The 17613-nt window shown below is 41.9% G+C and carries 15 protein-coding genes, 1 tRNA gene and 1 pseudogene; 10 read left to right on the top strand and 7 right to left on the bottom strand.

Annotated elements, in window-relative coordinates; all coding sequences use genetic code 11:
* Window positions 1-11 precede the first annotated feature (11 nt).
* From tsaB to JCM15907_RS07880, 4 genes and pseudogenes are all read left to right on the top strand, one after another.
* Window positions 12-704 (top strand): tRNA (adenosine(37)-N6)-threonylcarbamoyltransferase complex dimerization subunit type 1 TsaB, encoded by a 693-nt coding sequence (tsaB, locus tag JCM15907_RS11445; RefSeq protein ID WP_051522448.1) that lies wholly within the window; start codon window positions 12-14, stop codon window positions 702-704.
* Between the two features lie 103 nt (window positions 705-807).
* Window positions 808-1673 (top strand): annotated as a pseudogene (locus JCM15907_RS11440) (electron transfer flavoprotein subunit beta/FixA family protein).
* Between the two features lie 20 nt (window positions 1674-1693).
* Window positions 1694-2713: an electron transfer flavoprotein subunit alpha/FixB family protein gene (locus JCM15907_RS07885; protein ID WP_025843389.1), complete on the top strand. Its 1020-nt coding sequence runs from the start codon at window positions 1694-1696 to the stop codon at window positions 2711-2713.
* Window positions 2714-2729: 16 nt separating this feature from the next.
* Window positions 2730-4448 carry an Acyl-CoA dehydrogenase C-terminal domain-containing protein gene (locus JCM15907_RS07880; protein WP_025843388.1) on the top strand — a complete coding sequence of 573 codons (1719 nt, stop codon included), beginning with the start codon at window positions 2730-2732 and terminating at the stop codon, window positions 4446-4448.
* Window positions 4449-4588: 140 nt separating this feature from the next.
* Here JCM15907_RS07880 and JCM15907_RS07875 read toward each other — a convergent pair whose 3' ends face one another.
* Together JCM15907_RS07875 and JCM15907_RS07870 are read right to left on the bottom strand one after the other, a co-directional pair.
* Window positions 4589-5758, bottom strand: coding sequence for a PepSY domain-containing protein (locus JCM15907_RS07875; protein WP_025843387.1), 1170 nt, complete (start codon window positions 5756-5758; stop codon window positions 4589-4591).
* Window positions 5759-6779: 1021 nt separating this feature from the next.
* Window positions 6780-7661 (bottom strand): fructose bisphosphate aldolase, encoded by an 882-nt coding sequence (locus JCM15907_RS07870; protein WP_025843386.1) that lies wholly within the window; start codon window positions 7659-7661, stop codon window positions 6780-6782.
* A 251-nt stretch (window positions 7662-7912) separates the two neighbouring features.
* Between JCM15907_RS07870 and JCM15907_RS07865 the strand changes: the two genes are divergently transcribed.
* The 4 genes from JCM15907_RS07865 (at window position 7913) to JCM15907_RS07850 (ending at window position 9930) form a co-directional block, all read left to right on the top strand.
* On the top strand, window positions 7913-8467 hold the full coding sequence (locus JCM15907_RS07865; protein ID WP_025843385.1) for a pyruvoyl-dependent arginine decarboxylase: 555 nt from the start codon (window positions 7913-7915) through the stop codon (window positions 8465-8467).
* 174 nt (window positions 8468-8641) lie between these two features.
* Window positions 8642-8911, top strand: coding sequence for a YtxH domain-containing protein (locus tag JCM15907_RS07860; RefSeq protein ID WP_036884844.1), 270 nt, complete (start codon window positions 8642-8644; stop codon window positions 8909-8911).
* A 147-nt stretch (window positions 8912-9058) separates the two neighbouring features.
* A complete protein-coding gene (locus JCM15907_RS07855; protein WP_025843383.1) occupies window positions 9059-9475 on the top strand; it encodes a hypothetical protein in 417 nt (138 codons plus the stop codon).
* Between the two features lie 32 nt (window positions 9476-9507).
* Complete coding sequence (locus tag JCM15907_RS07850; RefSeq protein WP_025843382.1) at window positions 9508-9930, top strand: hypothetical protein; 423 nt, start codon at window positions 9508-9510, stop codon at window positions 9928-9930.
* Between the two features lie 143 nt (window positions 9931-10073).
* On the opposite strand, the gene JCM15907_RS07845 is transcribed toward JCM15907_RS07850, so the two are convergent.
* From JCM15907_RS07845 to JCM15907_RS07825, 5 genes are all read right to left on the bottom strand, one after another.
* Window positions 10074-10499: a hypothetical protein gene (locus JCM15907_RS07845; RefSeq protein ID WP_025843381.1), complete on the bottom strand. Its 426-nt coding sequence runs from the start codon at window positions 10497-10499 to the stop codon at window positions 10074-10076.
* 68 nt (window positions 10500-10567) lie between these two features.
* Window positions 10568-11575, bottom strand: coding sequence for a TonB-dependent receptor (locus JCM15907_RS07840; RefSeq protein ID WP_025843380.1), 1008 nt, complete (start codon window positions 11573-11575; stop codon window positions 10568-10570).
* Window positions 11557-12327, bottom strand: coding sequence for a hypothetical protein (locus JCM15907_RS07835; protein ID WP_025843379.1), 771 nt, complete (start codon window positions 12325-12327; stop codon window positions 11557-11559). Before JCM15907_RS07835 ends, JCM15907_RS07840 begins: the two co-directional genes overlap by 19 nt.
* A 17-nt stretch (window positions 12328-12344) precedes the next feature.
* Window positions 12345-15425, bottom strand: coding sequence for a tetratricopeptide repeat protein (locus tag JCM15907_RS07830; RefSeq protein ID WP_148297495.1), 3081 nt, complete (start codon window positions 15423-15425; stop codon window positions 12345-12347).
* A 100-nt stretch (window positions 15426-15525) separates the two neighbouring features.
* Window positions 15526-15596: transfer RNA gene (locus JCM15907_RS07825), tRNA-Gln, on the bottom strand.
* A gap of 420 nt (window positions 15597-16016) precedes the next feature.
* Between JCM15907_RS07825 and JCM15907_RS07820 the strand changes: the two genes are divergently transcribed.
* Window positions 16017-16904 (top strand): hypothetical protein, encoded by an 888-nt coding sequence (locus JCM15907_RS07820; RefSeq protein WP_025843377.1) that lies wholly within the window; start codon window positions 16017-16019, stop codon window positions 16902-16904.
* Window positions 16880-17212: a T9SS type A sorting domain-containing protein gene (locus JCM15907_RS07815; protein ID WP_025843376.1), complete on the top strand. Its 333-nt coding sequence runs from the start codon at window positions 16880-16882 to the stop codon at window positions 17210-17212. Before JCM15907_RS07820 ends, JCM15907_RS07815 begins: the two co-directional genes overlap by 25 nt.
* Window positions 17213-17613: the final 401 nt, after the last annotated feature.

The following is a 17613-nucleotide window of genomic DNA, read 5'->3' as shown; positions in this document are numbered from 1 at the left end:
AAACAGGCAATATGGCTACAGGCGCAGTATCTATCAGCGAGCGCACAGCTTTTTTAGCTGTGGAAACATCTTCTAACGTTTGTTCTTTGGCTCTATTCACCGCCTCCGAAATTATCGCAGGGCGAACCGATACCGAGCCTAATGCTCATGCCAAGCAAGTAGCCCTTTTTGCAAAAGAGTTGTTGGAAGAGGCAAAGCAACGGGGCTTACAAGTAGAAGCCATCGCTCTTAGTAGCGGTCCAGGTTCTTATACAGGTCTTCGCATAGGAGCCTCTTTTGCCAAAGGATATGCTTTTGCTACAGGAAAGCCTATTATAGCCATCTCTACCTTAGAAGCCTTGGCATCTGGGTTTCTACAGAGTAATGCTATTCCCTCCGAGGCAACCATCATCCCCATGATAGATGCAGGTAGAATGGAGGTCTACACCGCCTCTTATACTTCGCAGTTAAAAGAACTTTCTGCACCCGAAGCGGCTATCATAACCCCTGAGAGTTTTCAGAAACTTTTAGATACTCCAGCCTTCTTTATAGGTAATGGAGCTCCAAGTGTGCTCAAACAATATCACTACCCAACGCCTCTTTTCTTCCTTTCGATTGTATGGCTCGTAATATGCAAAAAATCGCTTTTGAGCGGTATGCAGAGGGGAGGTTTGCCAACTTGGCATACTGGGAACCCGACTACATCAAACCCTACAACGCACTGATTGCGAAAAACAAAGTACTCAACCGTTGAGTAGTAACACCTCAACAAGGAAGCTAATTTTTAGAACGAATAGTCACAAACAGAATTCTAAATAGAAAAATTTTATGAAGATCATAGTCCTTGCCAAGCAAGTGCCTGACACCCGCAATGTGGGAAAGGATGCCATGAGAGCGGACGGTACGGTCAATCGTGCTGCCCTCCCTGCTATCTTCAATCCAGAAGACCTTAATGCATTGGAGCAGGCACTCCGCATTAAAGATCAATTCCCAGAGACTACCATTTCGGTACTCACTATGGGACCATTCCGTGCAGCAGACGTACTACGAGAAGCTCTCTACCGTGGAGCTGACTGTGGGTATTTGCTAACCGACCGCGCCTTTGCAGGTGCCGATACGTTGGCTACCAGCTACGCACTTGCTATGGCTATACGCCACATCGGGATGCCTGATTTGATTCTTTCAGGAAGACAGGCTATTGACGGAGATACTGCTCAGGTAGGTCCTCAAGTGGCACATAAGTTGGTATAACTACCATTACCTATGCTGAAGAAATCGAGTCTATTGACAAAAACGAAATTACCGTATCTCGTCGCTTAGAGCATGGAGTAGAAAAAGTAAAGGCCTCCTTACCTCTGTTGGTTACAGTAAATGGAAGCTCCGCTCCCTGCCGTCCTCGCAATGCGAAATTACTCCAACGTTACAAGTATGCTCTGTCGGCTTCGGAAGTTGATGCTGCTACAGACATCAGCAAAAAGCTCTACAACGAGCGTCCTTACCTACAGTTGGTAGAGCTCTCTGCAGCTGGAGTAGGAGCAGACTTGGAGCAATGCGGTTTAGCAGGTTCTCCCACAAAGGTAAAAACCATTGAGAATGTAGTATTCCAAGCTAAAGAGGCTCGCAGATACGATGCTTCTGAGGCACAAATTAACGATTTGGTAGCGGAGCTTATCGCCAACCATACGATCGGATAACCTTCATATAAACAAATCCTATGAATAATCTTTTTGTATATCTCGAAATAGAGAATGGTTGTGTACAAGAGGTAAGTTTAGAACTGCTTACCAAGGGGCGTTCGTTGGCTACCCAATTAGGTTGTCAGTTAGAGGCTCTTGCTATAACCGATGATGCCTCTACAATTGAGGCACAAGTATTTCCTTTCGGAGTAGATGTCTTACACGTCTTCGAAGATGCCAAACTGAAACACTATACAACAAAGCCTTATGGCACTATCGTAACCAAGTTGTTCGAAAAAGAGCAACCTCAAATTGCTTTGATGGGTGCCACTACCTTAGGACGAGACTTAGGACCATTGGTTTCTTCAGCTCTTCATAGCGGTCTTACCGCGGACTGTACCACCCTCGAAATAGGCGAGTACACTGATCCCAAAAGTAAGAAGCATTACCCCAATCTGTTGTACCAAATCCGCCCCGCGTTTGGTGGAAACATCGTAGCTACAATTGTGAATCCTGACTGTCGTCCTCAAATGGCTACCGTACGCCCAGGGGTTATGAAGAAAGAGATTTTCGATGCTAACTATAAAGGACAAACGGTAAAACATAATGTAGCGGACTACGTTACCGATACAGATTTCGTGGTATCAATCATTGAACGACACATCGAGGAAAGCAAAGTAAACCTTAACGGCAGCCCCATTATTGTTGCAGGTGGTTATGGAATGGGGTCTAAGGAAGGCTTTAATCTGCTCTACCAATTAGCCGATGTATTGGGTGCCGAAGTTGGTGCTTCTCGTGCCGCTGTCGATGCAGGCTATGCCGAACACGATCGTCAAATCGGGCAAACAGGGGTTACCGTACGCCCTAAACTCTATATTGCCTGCGGTATTAGTGGTCAGATCCAGCACGTGGCGGGTATGCAAGAGAGCTCTCTCATCATCTCTATCAATGAAGATCCCGAAGCTCCTATCAATACCATTGCAGACTATGTAATAACAGGTCGTGTCGAAGAGGTTATCCCTAAAATGATTACGGCTTACAAGAAAAACAGTAAATAATCCCCCGAAGTATATTATGGCTAATTTCTTTAACGAAATCCCCCAGCTACGTTACCACCTTCGTCACCCATTGATGGAGCGCATTGTAGCTCTCCGGGAGCGTGATTACTCAGATAAAGACAAGTACGACTATGCGCCTCAAAACTTTGAGGATGCGATGAATAGTTACGAACAGGTATTGGAGATTGTAGGTGAAATCTGTGGAGATTTAATTGAACCCAATGCACAAAATGTTGACCAGACAGGACCTACCCTGGAAAATGGTCGTGCTATTTATGACCCATATACACAACAAAACCTTGATGCCGTGCGCCGTGCAGGCTTGATGGGTATAGCTTTACCTCGTCGTTACGATGGATTGAACTTTCCTATCACACCTTATATTATGGCAGCCGATATTGTATCACGTAGTGATGCTGGCTTTGAAAATTTGTGGGGACTACAAGACTGCGCCACAACGCTCTATGAATTTGGCAACGACGATCAGCGTGCACGTTTCCTACCTCGTATCTCTGCAGGCGAGACCATGTCTATGGACTTAACGGAACCCGATGCTGGTAGCGACTTACAAGCCGTGATGCTCAAGGCCACCTATAACGAGGCAGAGGATGCTTGGTACCTCAATGGAGTAAAACGCTTTATCACCAACGGAGATTCTCACATTCACTTGGTATTGGCTCGTAGCGAGGAGGGTACTCGTGACGGACGTGGTTTGTCTATGTTTATCTTCGATGCCAAGAACAATCCCGGTGTAACGGTGCGCCGTATAGAGCATAAGATGGGTATCAAAGGTGTGCCCACTTGCGAACTGGTGTTCTCTAATGCTCGTGCTGAGCTCTGTGGAGAGCGTCGCTTAGGACTTATCAAATACATCATGGCTCTAATGAATGGTGCACGTCTGGGCATTATGTCTCAGGCAGTAGGTATCAGCGAAGCGGCTTGGCAAGAGGCTTATGCTTATGCTATCGAGCGTAAACAGTTTGGCAAGACGATTGACGAGTTCCCCGCCGTGTACGAAATGTTGGCTTTGATGCGTGCTAAAACAGATGCCTCTCGTGCCCACCTCTACGAAACATGTCGCTTTGTAGATATGTACAAGGTACTCGAAGACATCTCTCGTGAGCGTAAATTAACGCCCGAAGAGCGTCAAGAAATGAAATACTATACTCGTTTAGCAGATGCCTTTACACCCATCGGTAAGGGATTGAGCACTGAGTTTGCCAACCAAAACGTGTACGACTGTGTACAAATTCACGGAGGTTCGGGCTATATGAAAGACTACAAGTGCGAACGCCTCTACCGTGACGTACGTATTACCAACATCTATGAAGGTACTACACAGCTACAAGTGGTAGCAGCCATCCGCCACGTGACCACCGGTACTTACTTCGATCGTATAAAAGAATACCAAGCTACTGAAGTTCGCCCCGAGCTACAACCATTGAAAGAATCTATGGCTCAAATGGCAGAGCGTGCTCGTGCCTTGGTAGACTTCGTAGTGGAGCAAAAAGACCAAGAGCTATTGGACTTCCAAGCTCGTCGCCTTGTAGAGATTACTTCTCACGCTCTCTTTGCTCACTTGCTTCTTCTCTCAGCCAACGATGAACCCGAACTTTTTGACAAGAGTTGTCGTGTGTATCATCGCTATGCCTTGGCAGAGCAAGAAAAGATCGACAGCTATGTACGCAACTTCTCTGCTAACGAATTGGCAGACTACCGCTCTAAGCAAGCGTAAACTATCACTCTATTATAACAAAGAGACCCTCACATATGGGGGTCTCTTTTTTGGTATTCTGCTCACTCCCCAAGGGGGAAGTGTACAACAGCCTCGAAAGTCAGGCGACTCTTCTATATGTGAAGCAAGTCCTATCCAACTTATCGCAGTCTCATAGATTGGTTGGCATTTTCATTTGTACTTGGATTCATCTTTGCCTTGAGAATAGGAGAAGGCATTGCAGGTGCTACCTTTGCATCATCATGTCTAACAAGATTGATGGTAAAGAGCATTTTTTTAGGATTTATATCATTAAAAGTAGGCGTTCTGGAAATAATTCTCAACTTTTTCTCTTTGTTATAAAAGTCATCTATTCCGTTTTCTCGTCTTAGCCTCCACTCAAAGCCCTCTCTTTGACACAAACTATAAAACTCTTTGGAAGGAATACTTGCCTTGCGAATATCGTCGGTGTAGTATCCTAAAGTGGGTTCATTGTAGATAAAAATTATCTCGAAACATTGTCCCAACTTATTCTCTGGAGTGTCATCTTGCCACTCGAAGAAATAACCTCTATGCGTCATAGGAGCCTCCTTTTCATTAAGTTCAAAAAGGGCATATCGCACTTTACCCTTATGTTTTCCATATTCCTGCTCTTCAGTTCTCTTTAGTTCATTACCCGCATTAAGCTCAACTTGCTTAATTCGAGTGAAGGAATAGAGACTATTTTCCAACATCTCTCCATACTCTGAGGGAATCTCTTTAATCGTTGGGAAGGCTTGAGGTTGCTTACCATACTGAATGAACTCAAGCCAATCTTCCCCCTCTTTTTTTTCTTGTTCTATCACGAATAGAGTGCTTTTATCTCGAACAAGTCCGGAGCACAGCTTAGCCAATACATGCTCATCATTGAACCCATGTTTAGAACTTAGTGCCAAACATTTTGCCAAAGTGGTCTGATTGGAGGGAAATTTCACAATAGCTTTCAAGAGAACACCACTCTCTGGGTCAATGCGATAGTGTAGCTCTTTAACATCCATCTTTTCGTATCCAAACCTATAGAGCACATAACCTCCTCCCTTTTTGGGGTCGGGCAACAACTTTTCTAACAAGGTACCCCCTCTTTTCTTCTCGGCCTCTATTACCTTATCCATATCAGGCTCACGAATCAATATAGGGAGGAGCACTTTATTCTCCGTTATAGTTTGGTAGGGATCCTCAACGATAGGAAGATCAGGTTCGGGTACAACAGGAGCATCGGGTTTCTTACAAGCACTCAAAACTAATACGAAACAGAATGCCAACATCAGATTTTGAAAAACTTTTACTTTCATCTCATCGGTCTTTTATTATTATTATTATTATTCTCTCCAAGCTCCATATCTTGCTAACTTGAGGAGGATATAAAGGGTTTCTCTCTGAGAGAGTACACAAACGTTTCAATAAAGAATTGAGAGAGTATGTGGCTACAAAGACTTTCGGCCTTTTCGATGAAAGTTGACCCTTTTTCATCTCGACCTATATTTAATATAAACCGCTACCCTATCTTATTTTACCCTTACTGTTTCAGAAGAGATTTCTCAGGAAAATTCAAAGCCTGTAGATATTACTCCTCAATTCTTTACAAGGGCAAAGTTCGAGGTTTATATTGATAGTTCACTTATCAATTTCTGCCAAAAATCTGTCAATTTCGGACATGTTATTAAGAGCAAATTTGTCAAAATCGGACATGTAAAATCCATAATACACTCATAAACAACAAGTAATACCCAATTTCCCATGTCCGATTTTTACGTATAGACAAAAGAGGGCGTTTGAGTTGTTTTTCGCTTATTTTGTAGCCTTCTACCTCGACTCTTTACAGCTAATTCATTACTCCTATTAATCCAAAATTTGACTTTCAGCTCTTTTTGTAGCTCTTTAGAATCAACAAACACACAATAAAATCAGACCAAGTCAAATAAAAGATAGCCCTCAACTCTCTACAAAAGTGCAATAAACCTCCCACCAAAAAGTAGTGAATAGAAAGATAAAGAAGAGAATCCTTTAGAGAGAAGTTACCGCCCAGTTTCTTCCCTATTCGAAGCTGTTAAGAGTAAGCATCATAGCTCTCACTAAAAAACATCATAGGTTTCAAGCAAAAGGGTCAATGGTTTTACTCCTAACCTACGTACCTTTGAATTCGTAACCCATACGATTTCTGTACAGATATACAATCCACACGCGAAGGCAATAAGACTCTCAGAAAAGAGCCTTGTACAAGTTTTAGGCACAAAAAAAGAGCATACTCCACACAGAGTATGCTCTTTAACTACGTAAGGAGATTAGTAAATCACCCTTGCTTTAATGGAAAAGTTACTTTATAGATGCTTCATAAACGCCATCCACAGTAGCTTCCAATACTTTATTGAACTCTTCATCGCTTTGCTGAGCTGTAAGCCCTTCCGCCAAAGCTCGAGAGAAAGAAGCGATAATACCATGGTTACGTCCGAGAAGGTCATTGGCTTCTTCACGGCTGTAACCTCCGGAGAGCGCTACTACACGCAACATCATAGGATGCTCTACAACCTCTTTGTAGAAATTATCCACGGTAGGCAATGTAATCTTCAACATCACAGGCTCTTTTTGTTTATCCAACTCCGCCAAGAGTTCCTTTTTAAGAATTTCTTCTGCCTTTGCCTTATCGGGGCAGTGAATATCTACTTCAGGCTCTAATATAGGCATCAAACCATGTGAAAGAATCTCACGCCCCCAAGCAAACTGCTGTGCTACTATATCACGAATACCCTGCTCATTTGCTTGTTTGATAACACTACGCATCTTAGTACCGAATACGTTATAGCTAACGGCTTCGTCACAAAGTTTGCCAAGCTCTGGGAAAGCCTTCATGAGCTGCACCCCGTTGGCTTCTTCTTGCAAACCTTTATCTACCTTGAGGAAAGGTACGATGTTACGCTTTTGCCAAAGAAAATCGGCAGTAGGCATTCCCTCTATTTGCCCACGCATAGTGCGCTCAAAGAGAATAACCCCAATTACCTTACGTGAAGAAAAAGCACGAGACGTAATCATACGAGTTCTCATTTCATGAATAAGCTCGAACATTTCTTCTTCCGAAGCATAAGCCTCTGGCTGAATGCCATACGCTTTTAATGCCTTAGGCGTAGAACCGCCACTCTGATCCAACGCTCCTACAAACCCGGGAGCTTGACGCATCTGCTGCAATTGTTCCTTGTTCATTGCTGGGTAACTTTTATTGAAAGATTAGAATTAAAGTGTTTATTTGCCTCAAAGGTAGGGATTATTTATGAGTTAAATTAAACGAATAAGAAAAAGCTCTCTTTCTTGCCCACTTGAACTTCAGCTAAAAGTTCTATCTCTACTCAACAGAAACAAAAAAACAAGCCTAAGAGATGAGTAGAATAATTCCGCCAAAATCACTATCTTTGCCTTGATATATAGGTAATAAACAGGTAATTATATTTTTGATAATGAGTACTATTTTTGGCAATACAATCCCCAATACTTTTTTTGTAACCAAGGGAAGTGGAGAATCTGACTTAGAACTTCATGCAGGCTCTTACCACATGGCTTTGTATGATGCAGGTATTTCTGACTACAACATTATGACTTATTCTTCGGTTTTGCCTGCCACAGCCCATTTGGCTACTATGGACGAGGTAGATATGCCTCCGTTCGGATCGGAGATGAAAACCATAATGTCTGTTTCTCATGGTTTTCAAGATGAATTTGTTTCAGCAGGGATTGTTTATGCTTGGATGTACAAGGACGAAAACTTTGACGAAAAGGCAGGAGGATTGGTGTGTGAGGTAAATGGGCGCTACCGCATAGAAGAGTTAGAGTCTCGTCTCATCCGAGTTATCAATGATTTGCACCAAAAGACCTACAAGCAGTACTATTTAGGAGAGCTCAACTTCATCACAGAGGGTATTACGATTACTAAACGTTACGGTACCGCCTTGGCTTCGCTCTGTTTTGTAGATTTCATCAACCCTGAGTCTCCTATGCCAGAGGGTCAGAATTAAACTCTTCCCTAAAAAAGAGATAGTTAGAGGGCTTGTTTTATACACTTTTTGTTTGTACCTTTACGTTATAGGTTATATAGCTTGGCACAGATAAGCGGTAACCCTCCCTCGTTTTTACGAGGTTGTGTTTATGAGAAAGGATGTGGTTGGCTATAATTTAAATTTGTTATGAGTATGAAAGGTGGATTCAAATTTGGATTAGGGGTTGCTCTTGGAGCAGCTATCGGAGCTGCAATCGCTTACTTTGCAGACAAGGAAAAACGCGATGGTTTTGTAGATAGTGTATCTTCTGCAGCCGATAAGGCACGCGATAGTGTGGTAGAAGGTTACTATGAAGCAAAAGAAAAGTACTATAAGTACCGCGACAAACTAAAAAAAGAGGGTTCTCAACTCTTGAATGATGTAAACGAACGGATCAACGAAGGAATCGAGAATTTTGATTAAGTTTCTTTTTTCGAAAGAGTCTCCAATAATCAAGGTTATGACTTGAGAACTGGAGGCTCTTTCTCTTCTTTTTGACCTTCTTTATCTACGCTCCTCTTTGAGATGTGGAGAGGGGAACAAACTTCAAACTTAGTTTAGGAGCTATCTATGACAAATAGAGAAAATACAAATTTAGGATTCAAAGAGTTGGTGCTACACTTTGTGGAGTTCCTTTATGCTTGGCTTAGGCGCACATTATTTCAGACAGCAGAGGGTTCAGTGCGATTAGTACGCATTTCAATTTTACTCTTCTTGGCCTTGCTAATCATCCCTACTCTCCTAATGTTTGTTGTGCTCTTGTTAGCTCTAACGGTGGCTCAAGTATTCGACCTCTCTCTTCTTATAGCGGGGTGGATTACGGCTCTCTTTTTCGTAGTCGTACTGGTACTGCTCTACATATTCAGAAAACCTCTTACAGCACCCATAACCAATAGGGTACTACGCTTCTTTATGGATTGCGACAACCAACTAAAGAGGTCTATGCAGAGATGGAGCAAGAACGAACCAACTACTCCTATCGAGTAATAAAATCCCTAACGTAAGAGAGCACAGAGATTATGGAAAGCAAAGTATATCAAGAGTTTAAGCAACGACAAGCAGAGATAGACCATCTCTATTGGCTTACAAGCAGACAGATACAGGAAGATATCCATCTCTTGAGTGAACCCGAAGATCGTCGCAACGTACTGGAAGAAATGACCTCATTGATCGTACCGAAAGGGTCTTACATGGATCGCTTCCTCTCCCTCTTCAAAGTACCCTCTATAAGTTCGCAGAGGCGTACAAGAAGGTCTACTCAATACATTGAGAAGGTTGCTTACTTCTTCCCACCCAAAATAAAGTCTATCATAAATTCGGCACTAAAATATCAGCCAATCTTGCAGATAGCCTATACGCTAACAAAGCCTTTGCTAATAACGGCAGGCATCTCTACTGGGCGTAGTATTCTAAGAACTATTTTACGTCGCATTTTTCGATAAGAGACAGCGAAACGCAGAATAAATAAAAAAGACTCCTTTGTCGAGAGTTTTCACTCTTTACAAAGGAGTCTTTCTTTTCCAACAAGGTTGTGATACAACCTATGTGAGGCAAATAGAAAGCTATTGTCTACAATAGCCTACCTCTACTCTTTCTGTTCATCCGTAAGAATGGAGGGGAGGACATTCTTTACGAAGTAACCAATATTGTTATAATCCATCTGAGCAACGGCAGAGTCACGAGGAATTTCGGTTTCTAACAAAGCAATAAGTTTCGAGTTGTAGAAAGTAAAACTATAATTGACTATTTTCCATTGCCCAAGGCGTATGGCAACTCCATACGAAAGTTGCTCTACAAGCCCTTTATCTTTATACTGCACAAAAGCCACTTTATAAGGAGGACCCATGATAGTTTCTACTTGCTCCTTGGTATAACCAATTTGCACCAAACTTACTTTTTCCATAAAATCCTCATAGCTAAAGGGCTGTTCGTTCTGAGCAAAAGAAACAACATTATAGGTAATGAGTAGCAATAGAATACCTATACCTCTTTTTATCTTAATATGTTTCATCGTAATACCTGTAATTATGGGAGTGTAATACTTCTACTTATTAGTTGCATTGTGCCTATTTCAATGTTCTAAAAGAGCATTGTAGCCCCAATCATTCCAGCGAAAGGATAGAAATCTCTGTATCCAAAGGGATATTCAGAGGCTCCGAAAAAAGGGTTCTTAATCTCTCCATGGATAGACCATGACTTATTCAGACGATAAGCTCCACTGAACGCCAGTTCCTGCATCCTGTACTGCTCATCAGGAGTCAGCGAGTAACGGATACCATGATGTAGTTTGGTTCTTAAGGCAAAAGAAAGTTTTTCCGACCAACGGTAAAGGGCTTCTGCCTCCCAACTCCAAACGGGTAACCCTTCGGCAACAGAAAGTCTTGCGGTTTTGTAGTTATTGTAAATTCCAGAAAAAGAGACTTGCAACTTATCACCCATAGCATAGGAGATTGCTCCCTTTAAGAACCAATTGTCCATCTTATCGTAAACGGGTATAAAAGAAATAAAGGGGGTACGCTCTGGAATAGCCATATTGACATTGGGTAGCAAGAAAGTTCTATTGGAAGCTATCTGGTAACCTCCCGAGAAGTCGAACGAGAATCCATACCCCCAATAGGATCTGACACCTAACTCTGCATCCAATGCATACACATTGGGCGAAACGATGTGATTCGGATCGATAAATCGATTCACTTTACCTAACTCATACCTTGATGGGGCCTCAGTTCCACCCTCTGCACGAGCAAAGAGCTGTACATACTTAGAGAAGGTAAACGAAGTAGAAATCTTTGGATAAAAATAAAGTCCTTGATCTCTTAAGGTTAAAAAACCCATTCCCCCTCCTACATACACATCCCAGCGAGTATTACCAAGCAAAGAACTATATTGGAGATGAGGGACAAGCTCAGAAAGGAAAATAGCGTGAGACAAAGCACTTCCCTTATGGTACAGAAGAGGCATGTTGCCTGAGCTATGAAGTTGGACAAAACCACTAAAATTGACCCCAATAAAGAAGTCATTTCCCCTTTTACTCTGAATGAGTGTATTGAATAGTACTCTCTGCTCTTCTACCCTATTGAAGGGCATACCCTCTCTTTTAACTGCCAACCTGTATGCTCATAAGCAAGGTCTACCGCAGCGTTCACTTTTTGAGTAGATAATGTTCGGTAATTAAATTGCACCTTCTCGTAATCTTCTCCGACATTCAAAGGCGATACAAAGAGAGGTTTATGAAGCAGCAACAGTGGATTAGGAGCAAAGTAGTTATAGTAGTCATACGCTCCTTGAGCTTGTATGGAGAAAATTCCCTTAGGAGCAAGGCGAGAATAACCCAGCCAAATATCTGAAGTGTGCTGTTTGAGTAAACTCTCCTTCTCATTTAAAGGGACATTGTGTTGCTTACTTCGATGAGATAGATGTATATCTAATTGATGTTTCTCATCTAAAAGACGACTATAACCTCCCAATAAACGCACATTAGGGTCTGCTCCTGCAGAAAACTGCAGATAACCATACTTATCCGAAGATGGCACTTGAGCAGCTAAATCACTGAGTACTGGATGGCGAGGCACGATAACGGGAGGAGTAAAGTCGCCTGTTGAACGAGGAGGTAGAGGTTTGAGCTTAGTAAATTTAGGTTTATCGAATTCAAATTTTGAATTCAACGGTACGGCCTGCTCTATCTGTACCTCTTGGTCACTTACCACGAGCAACTCTCTATGAAGTGTATCAGCCCGAGGAGTACGGGCAGTAGCTTCGTTCTGTGCCGAGGCTGTACGACCTATTGTAAAGAGCGAAAGTATTCCAAATAAGGATAGGGATAGTCTGAAATATCTCATAGGTGATAACGAGTCTTTTAATTGCTACTTGTAGAATCGGAGAGGCGTTTGTTTACCTCTTCCAAGATATTGTCCTTTTGGTGAGGATAGTTGGTGCGGAGACTTTCTAAGTACTGATCGGCTGTAATAGCATCTCCCTCCAATCTATAAATATCTGAGAGGAGGATAATACCCGAGGCCAACCAATACTCATAGGGAGTACCTCTCTCAATGAATTGATTCAATATCTTTTTAGCCTCCTTACGAAGAAATGGTGATTGACTCAGCACTTTAGCATAGGATACTAAAGCCTCTGCGCCTACCTCTTTGTCTGTATTTTTACTCAAGCTCTTATATTCCTCACGAGCCAAATCACTCTTTCCAAGTGCATTATAACAATGAGCTCTATATAGGCGTAAACGCTCTACATTCTCTCCCGAAAATGTTTTAAGCACTTCCGTAGCTCCATCAATTCCCTCTTTATATTGCTCTCCTAAGAAAGCCATATAAGTAGCCTCTTCAGCTGCCATTAGGCGTAGCGATTGCTCTGTAGCCACACTATAAAGTTGTGTATATGTTTTATAAGCCTTGTGGTACTCTCCTTTCTTTTTCTGGAGGGTTGCCAAACGAGAGATCGACGAAAGCTGGAGCGACTCGGGTAATTCTTTCTGTGCTGAAACGACTTTTTCATAGAGGCTATAAGCCTGCTCTTCGTCACCCTTTTGATAGGAAATATCTGCCAAATATTTCTGAGATTTGAGTACATCAGAGCCATTGTTATAACGAGCAATAAAAGCCTCTAACAAGCCTATTGCCCTCTCGGGGTTACGTCTATACTCTGCTTCGGCAGTCTGGAATTGCAAAGCTCTCGTCTCATTATCCGAAAGGCTAAAAGCTCCCTTCGAAGCACTTACTACCCGGTCAATATAATCCATACGTCCCATCTCGACACACATACTTTTCAGATTAGAAAAGGCTATCGAGGCCTCTGCACTCCTTGGATACTTTTGCATCAGTGTAGCATATGCCTCCAAGGCTGCATCCGATCTTTGTGTATTGTAGTAAAGAAGAGCCAGTTGTAACTGAGCTAAACGTCCCGATTCTGTAGAGCCAAACTGTTGAAAAGTTGAAGTAAAAGTTCTCTCTGCCATAGAGGTATTACCTGAGAATAGAAGAGCTCTACCCTTTTCAAAAAGAGCTTTAGAAACAACGGCATGATCAGGGAAGAGCTTAACAAGTCTATCCAAGGTCTCAACTTGACGAGTATAATTCTTTCTCAAACCATATATTTCCGCACTTCGAAAGAGCGCATAAGAACTCTTTTGTGGTGCTAAATTTACCGCCTGTTCGTACCCTTGCAAGGCATCCTCCAACGCATTTTTAGCGTAACGACAATCTGCCCAACGCGCCGAAGCATCACTTTTACGTAGAAGGTCTTTATCCTCCAACTTCAAGTAGGCATTAAAGTGCTTTGCCGCTTCATCCAGTCGAGCGCTGTTGAAGAAAGCATACCCCAAGCGATACTGTGCTTCTGGTACATTTTGAGATTGGTATTGCGCATAATTCTGCACAAACTCTTTCAGCGGCGCTACTGCTCCATCGTAGCGCCCCTCTGCAAAAGCAATTTCAGCCTCTATAAATAGGGACTCGCTCTGATAAAGTTTACTCACAGGATTATGTTGAGCTCTTGCAATAAAACCTTTTGCCGAGGATATATTCCCCTTTGAAAGAGCCTCTAAAGCCAAGTGGTTAAGCACATACTGGGTAGCCTCTCGGATAGCAGGAGAAGTACTTTTCACTCGCTCGATAGAGGCAAGAGAGGTGGCATAATTAGAATTAGAGAGATAAAATTCTGTCAAAAAACGCTCCATAGTTTTGACATGCTTTGAAGAGGGAAAGAGAGTAAGAAACTGCTCGGCAATACGTACATCTTGCCCAAAATTGGATTGACCCGAAGAACGCATCACAAGAGCCATTTCGTACATCGCAGTTTCTCGAATAGCAGGGTCTATCCCCTCTGATGAAGCTATCTCATAGGAGGTAATAGACTCTGTATAGCGTCCTAAATCTCGACGAGCTCTTCCCAAGTAAAGATTAGCCACTTGAGCAGCAAAGTTCTTACCCACCGAAGCCTTCAAAAGTGGAGAGATCGAAGTCTCCAAATCGGCATTTTCAATATAAGCTGCTCCTAACAGAAGCCAATCTTCCGATGACAAGTGAGAGGGATTGAGCGAAGCCAAACGTTCGAAGTAGCGAATCGTATTAGGAGCATCTCCTAAACGATAGAAAGCATTCCCCGCTATTTGCAAGAGAGCCGAGTGTGATGCCATCTTGGGAGAGCGTCGCTCCACCGAAGCTATTGTAGCCACAGCTTGCTCATAGTTACCCTCAAAATAATCTATTGCAGCGAGTCCGATGCGAGCATCAGGTTCTAAGTCCTCATAGTTTAGAAGCGATTTATAGATTTGCTCAGCTTCTTTCAATTTACCTTGTGCTATAAGTTCGCTACCTACATAGAAAGAAGCCACTCTCCCCCAATGATTGTGAGAGGTACTGGCTTGAGCAAAGAGATCGGCTATATTACCCTCTTTTCTATTAGTCTTTAAGAGAGCATAGGCCAATCGTACCTGCCACTCGGTCTTTTCTTCGGCAGAGAGAGCCGTTTCGTCCATCTTCTCAAGATGATACCTTGCTCTATTAAAATCTCCCTTGCGCATATAGAGAGCAGACCTATATAGTGTAGCCACAGATTTACGACTCTCCGTCGGATACTCCTTTATAAAATGTTCGAGAGCTTGTTCGGCAAGGTGGTACCCAACACTATAATACCCTTTTGCCTTATCATAGGCTCGATGAGCCAAAGGCATATACTCCGTCCGAAAAGCATAAGGAGCTTTTTGGTAATGCGCCCTACTCGAATAAACATGGTTAAGGAGAAGTATCTGCTCCTCTTGGGATCGTATCTGATGCGGGGAAGTTATGTTTTGAGAAAAAATAGGCAGGGCGAGAAGTACCCCTAAAGAGGAAACTATAATCTTTTTCTTATTCATTGCTTTCAATCCTATAAAGCTCGTTTCTCTTGTAGCGAAGTTATTATCCATAGATGGCAATACTTGCATAACGTCCAAAGATACAATCAATTTGTAAGAATCATATCTTTAAGCCTCTATAAATAAAAAAACTCAGCCTTATAAATAAAGCTGAGTTGGCAATCCATTGTTGTCCCGGAAGAATTCGAATCCTCAATTTCAGAGCCAGAATCTGACGTGTTACCATTACACCACGGGACATTATAAAGCTTTGTCACACCTAAAGAGGCTCAAAACTGGGTGCAAAGGTAAGCATTTATCTGAAAATAAAATCACACACCAAGATATTTGCTATCAACTTTCTCGTTGAAGCAGAGAGAGGTAGCCTAACACGGTATATAAACAAAGATAAAAATACTCACATAAAGGTATTGATGATTGTCTTTTTAATAAATATTAGGTATTGAAGAGTCTTTTGAACTACTCTACCTTTGCAGAAATATATTACGTTGTGTCGAAATATAAACCTCTTGATTATAACAAGTACTTAGAATCTTTGCTTTATTGCTTTTAGAACAATCCTAAAGCAATGTCTAAAATGTCAATTTCTCCACTCAGAGAGGACCTGAATCCGAACTTATCGCTGATTTATACATAAACAAATAATAGTAACAAGAAACTATGAAGAAGTTTTTTTACACTCTAGTCGTTGCGTTCCTTTCCACATTCTTACTCCATGCCCAACTTCCTGCCATCGGAGGTCCAGGAACTTTATCTTCGAGAAACTACAAATATCGCCTAAAATCCTTTATAGAACATCGTAGCGATACTCCCGCTCTATATCGTTATGTATATGATAAAGATGGATATATTAACGAACTTCTCATCTCCACAGAGTTTGATACAGACCAGAAGCGTACTCGCTATGTCTACAACGATAAGAAACAGCTAGTGGAGAGAGTTACCGAAAAAGGTCTAAACTTTGAAATAAACGAGAGCAAAAACACCTATGAATATGATGACGCAGGTCGCTTGATCAGATCCATTTTCCTTATCTGGTTCGAAGAGGAGTATGTGGTCTTCTCCCAACAATCTTACGAATACGAAGGTGCTTCTACAACTCCCAATGCCATAACAAATGAGACAATAGATCTCAGAACCCAAACCAGAGTATCTAATACCATATCTTTGGAATACAATGCCCAACAGAAAATTACCAAAATCCTAAACAAACTCACTGCTAACGGCTCTTTCCGTAATTCTTCTACCATTAACTACGATGAACAAAACAGACCTTCTAAGCTCAAAGTAGAGGTAGTCGATCAAGGCACTGGAGAGAAGAAGACAGTGACAGAAGATTTTGTTTACGAAGAAAATGGTAGTATTACAAAGACGGGTACAGGAGATTTTATCAACTATATCCAGTACGATGAAACCAAGAAGGGTTCTGACACCTACTTCCCAGCACAATATATAGACTTCTTTGCTATGACTGGAGGTAACTACTATTCTATAGCCTTTCTCTACAGAATGCCCTATGAAGCTTGGCTCATCAAGTCACAAGAATAAGTTCAACTAATGGAGTTGGGACTCCAGCCGAACCTCAGTATGACTTTGAATATGAGGCTACTCCTTCAGATATTGCAGTAGATACAATTGAAAAAGAAACTTCAAATTGTAAATTCCACACTCTAAACGGAGAACTGTTTGCAGAGATCTCAGAAGAATTATTGAATAAGGAATACCATCTCTATGATAGTTTAGGAGCTATACAATCAAAAGGAATAATTAAAACCACTTCTCTTTCCCTCGGGCGTTTGACTTCAGGCGTTTACATCCTCTCTATCGAAGGGCAATCGTACAAAGTCATACTATAAGAGACCATAACTCTTTACAAACGACAAGGAAGAGTTTAACTCTCCTTCAAATAAAGCGCATCCTCAGCTTTGGTTACCCCCTCCAAGGCTGAGGATTTTTTGTATATCTATGCAGAAAAAAGATCTTAGCCTCCAAAAGTGCATATCCTCCGTCTCTCTTAAGTAGTCGCCCCTTAAACAGTCGTTTATCATTTGTTATTCAGTAATATAAACGACTAAACCCTTTTATTGGTGTCCGATAAAACTTTTCGAAAGCATAAAAAGGTATAGTTAAGCCCATAAATTAGCTCCTTTGGAGTCTTTTTTGTTTCAGTAAGCCCCTTTTTTCTTGCACAGAGTCAGCTGTCCGATAAAAAGCCTCTCAAAACTCATTGACGAGAACCTGTTTTGCTATTCTCTTA

This window comes from Porphyromonas gingivicanis JCM 15907, assembly GCF_000614585.1.
Lineage (GTDB): Bacteria > Bacteroidota > Bacteroidia > Bacteroidales > Porphyromonadaceae > Porphyromonas > Porphyromonas gingivicanis.
Note: the sequence above shows the minus strand (reverse complement) of the source record. Positions and strands in the feature narration are given on the sequence as shown.

What these genes read in the sequence shown, in the direction of transcription:
- JCM15907_RS07875 (WP_025843387.1), bottom strand. Translation starts at nt 5,758, where the DNA reads ATGAAAGTAAAAGTTTTTCAAAATCTGATGTTGGCATTCTGTTTCGTA.
- JCM15907_RS07835 (WP_025843379.1), bottom strand. Translation starts at nt 12,327, where the DNA reads ATGAGATATTTCAGACTATCCCTATCCTTATTTGGAATACTTTCGCTC.
- JCM15907_RS07870 (WP_025843386.1), bottom strand. Translation starts at nt 7,661, where the DNA reads ATGAACAAGGAACAATTGCAGCAGATGCGTCAAGCTCCCGGGTTTGTA.
- JCM15907_RS07845 (WP_025843381.1), bottom strand. Translation starts at nt 10,499, where the DNA reads ATGAAACATATTAAGATAAAAAGAGGTATAGGTATTCTATTGCTACTC.
- JCM15907_RS07885 (WP_025843389.1), top strand. Translation starts at nt 1,694, where the DNA reads ATGAATAATCTTTTTGTATATCTCGAAATAGAGAATGGTTGTGTACAA.
- JCM15907_RS07855 (WP_025843383.1), top strand. Translation starts at nt 9,059, where the DNA reads ATGACAAATAGAGAAAATACAAATTTAGGATTCAAAGAGTTGGTGCTA.
- JCM15907_RS07830 (WP_148297495.1), bottom strand. Translation starts at nt 15,425, where the DNA reads ATGCAAGTATTGCCATCTATGGATAATAACTTCGCTACAAGAGAAACG.
- tsaB (WP_051522448.1), top strand. Translation starts at nt 12, where the DNA reads ATGGCTACAGGCGCAGTATCTATCAGCGAGCGCACAGCTTTTTTAGCT.
- JCM15907_RS07860 (WP_036884844.1), top strand. Translation starts at nt 8,642, where the DNA reads ATGAAAGGTGGATTCAAATTTGGATTAGGGGTTGCTCTTGGAGCAGCT.
- JCM15907_RS07850 (WP_025843382.1), top strand. Translation starts at nt 9,508, where the DNA reads ATGGAAAGCAAAGTATATCAAGAGTTTAAGCAACGACAAGCAGAGATA.
- JCM15907_RS07820 (WP_025843377.1), top strand. Translation starts at nt 16,017, where the DNA reads ATGAAGAAGTTTTTTTACACTCTAGTCGTTGCGTTCCTTTCCACATTC.
- JCM15907_RS07865 (WP_025843385.1), top strand. Translation starts at nt 7,913, where the DNA reads ATGAGTACTATTTTTGGCAATACAATCCCCAATACTTTTTTTGTAACC.
- JCM15907_RS07880 (WP_025843388.1), top strand. Translation starts at nt 2,730, where the DNA reads ATGGCTAATTTCTTTAACGAAATCCCCCAGCTACGTTACCACCTTCGT.
- JCM15907_RS07840 (WP_025843380.1), bottom strand. Translation starts at nt 11,575, where the DNA reads ATGCCCTTCAATAGGGTAGAAGAGCAGAGAGTACTATTCAATACACTC.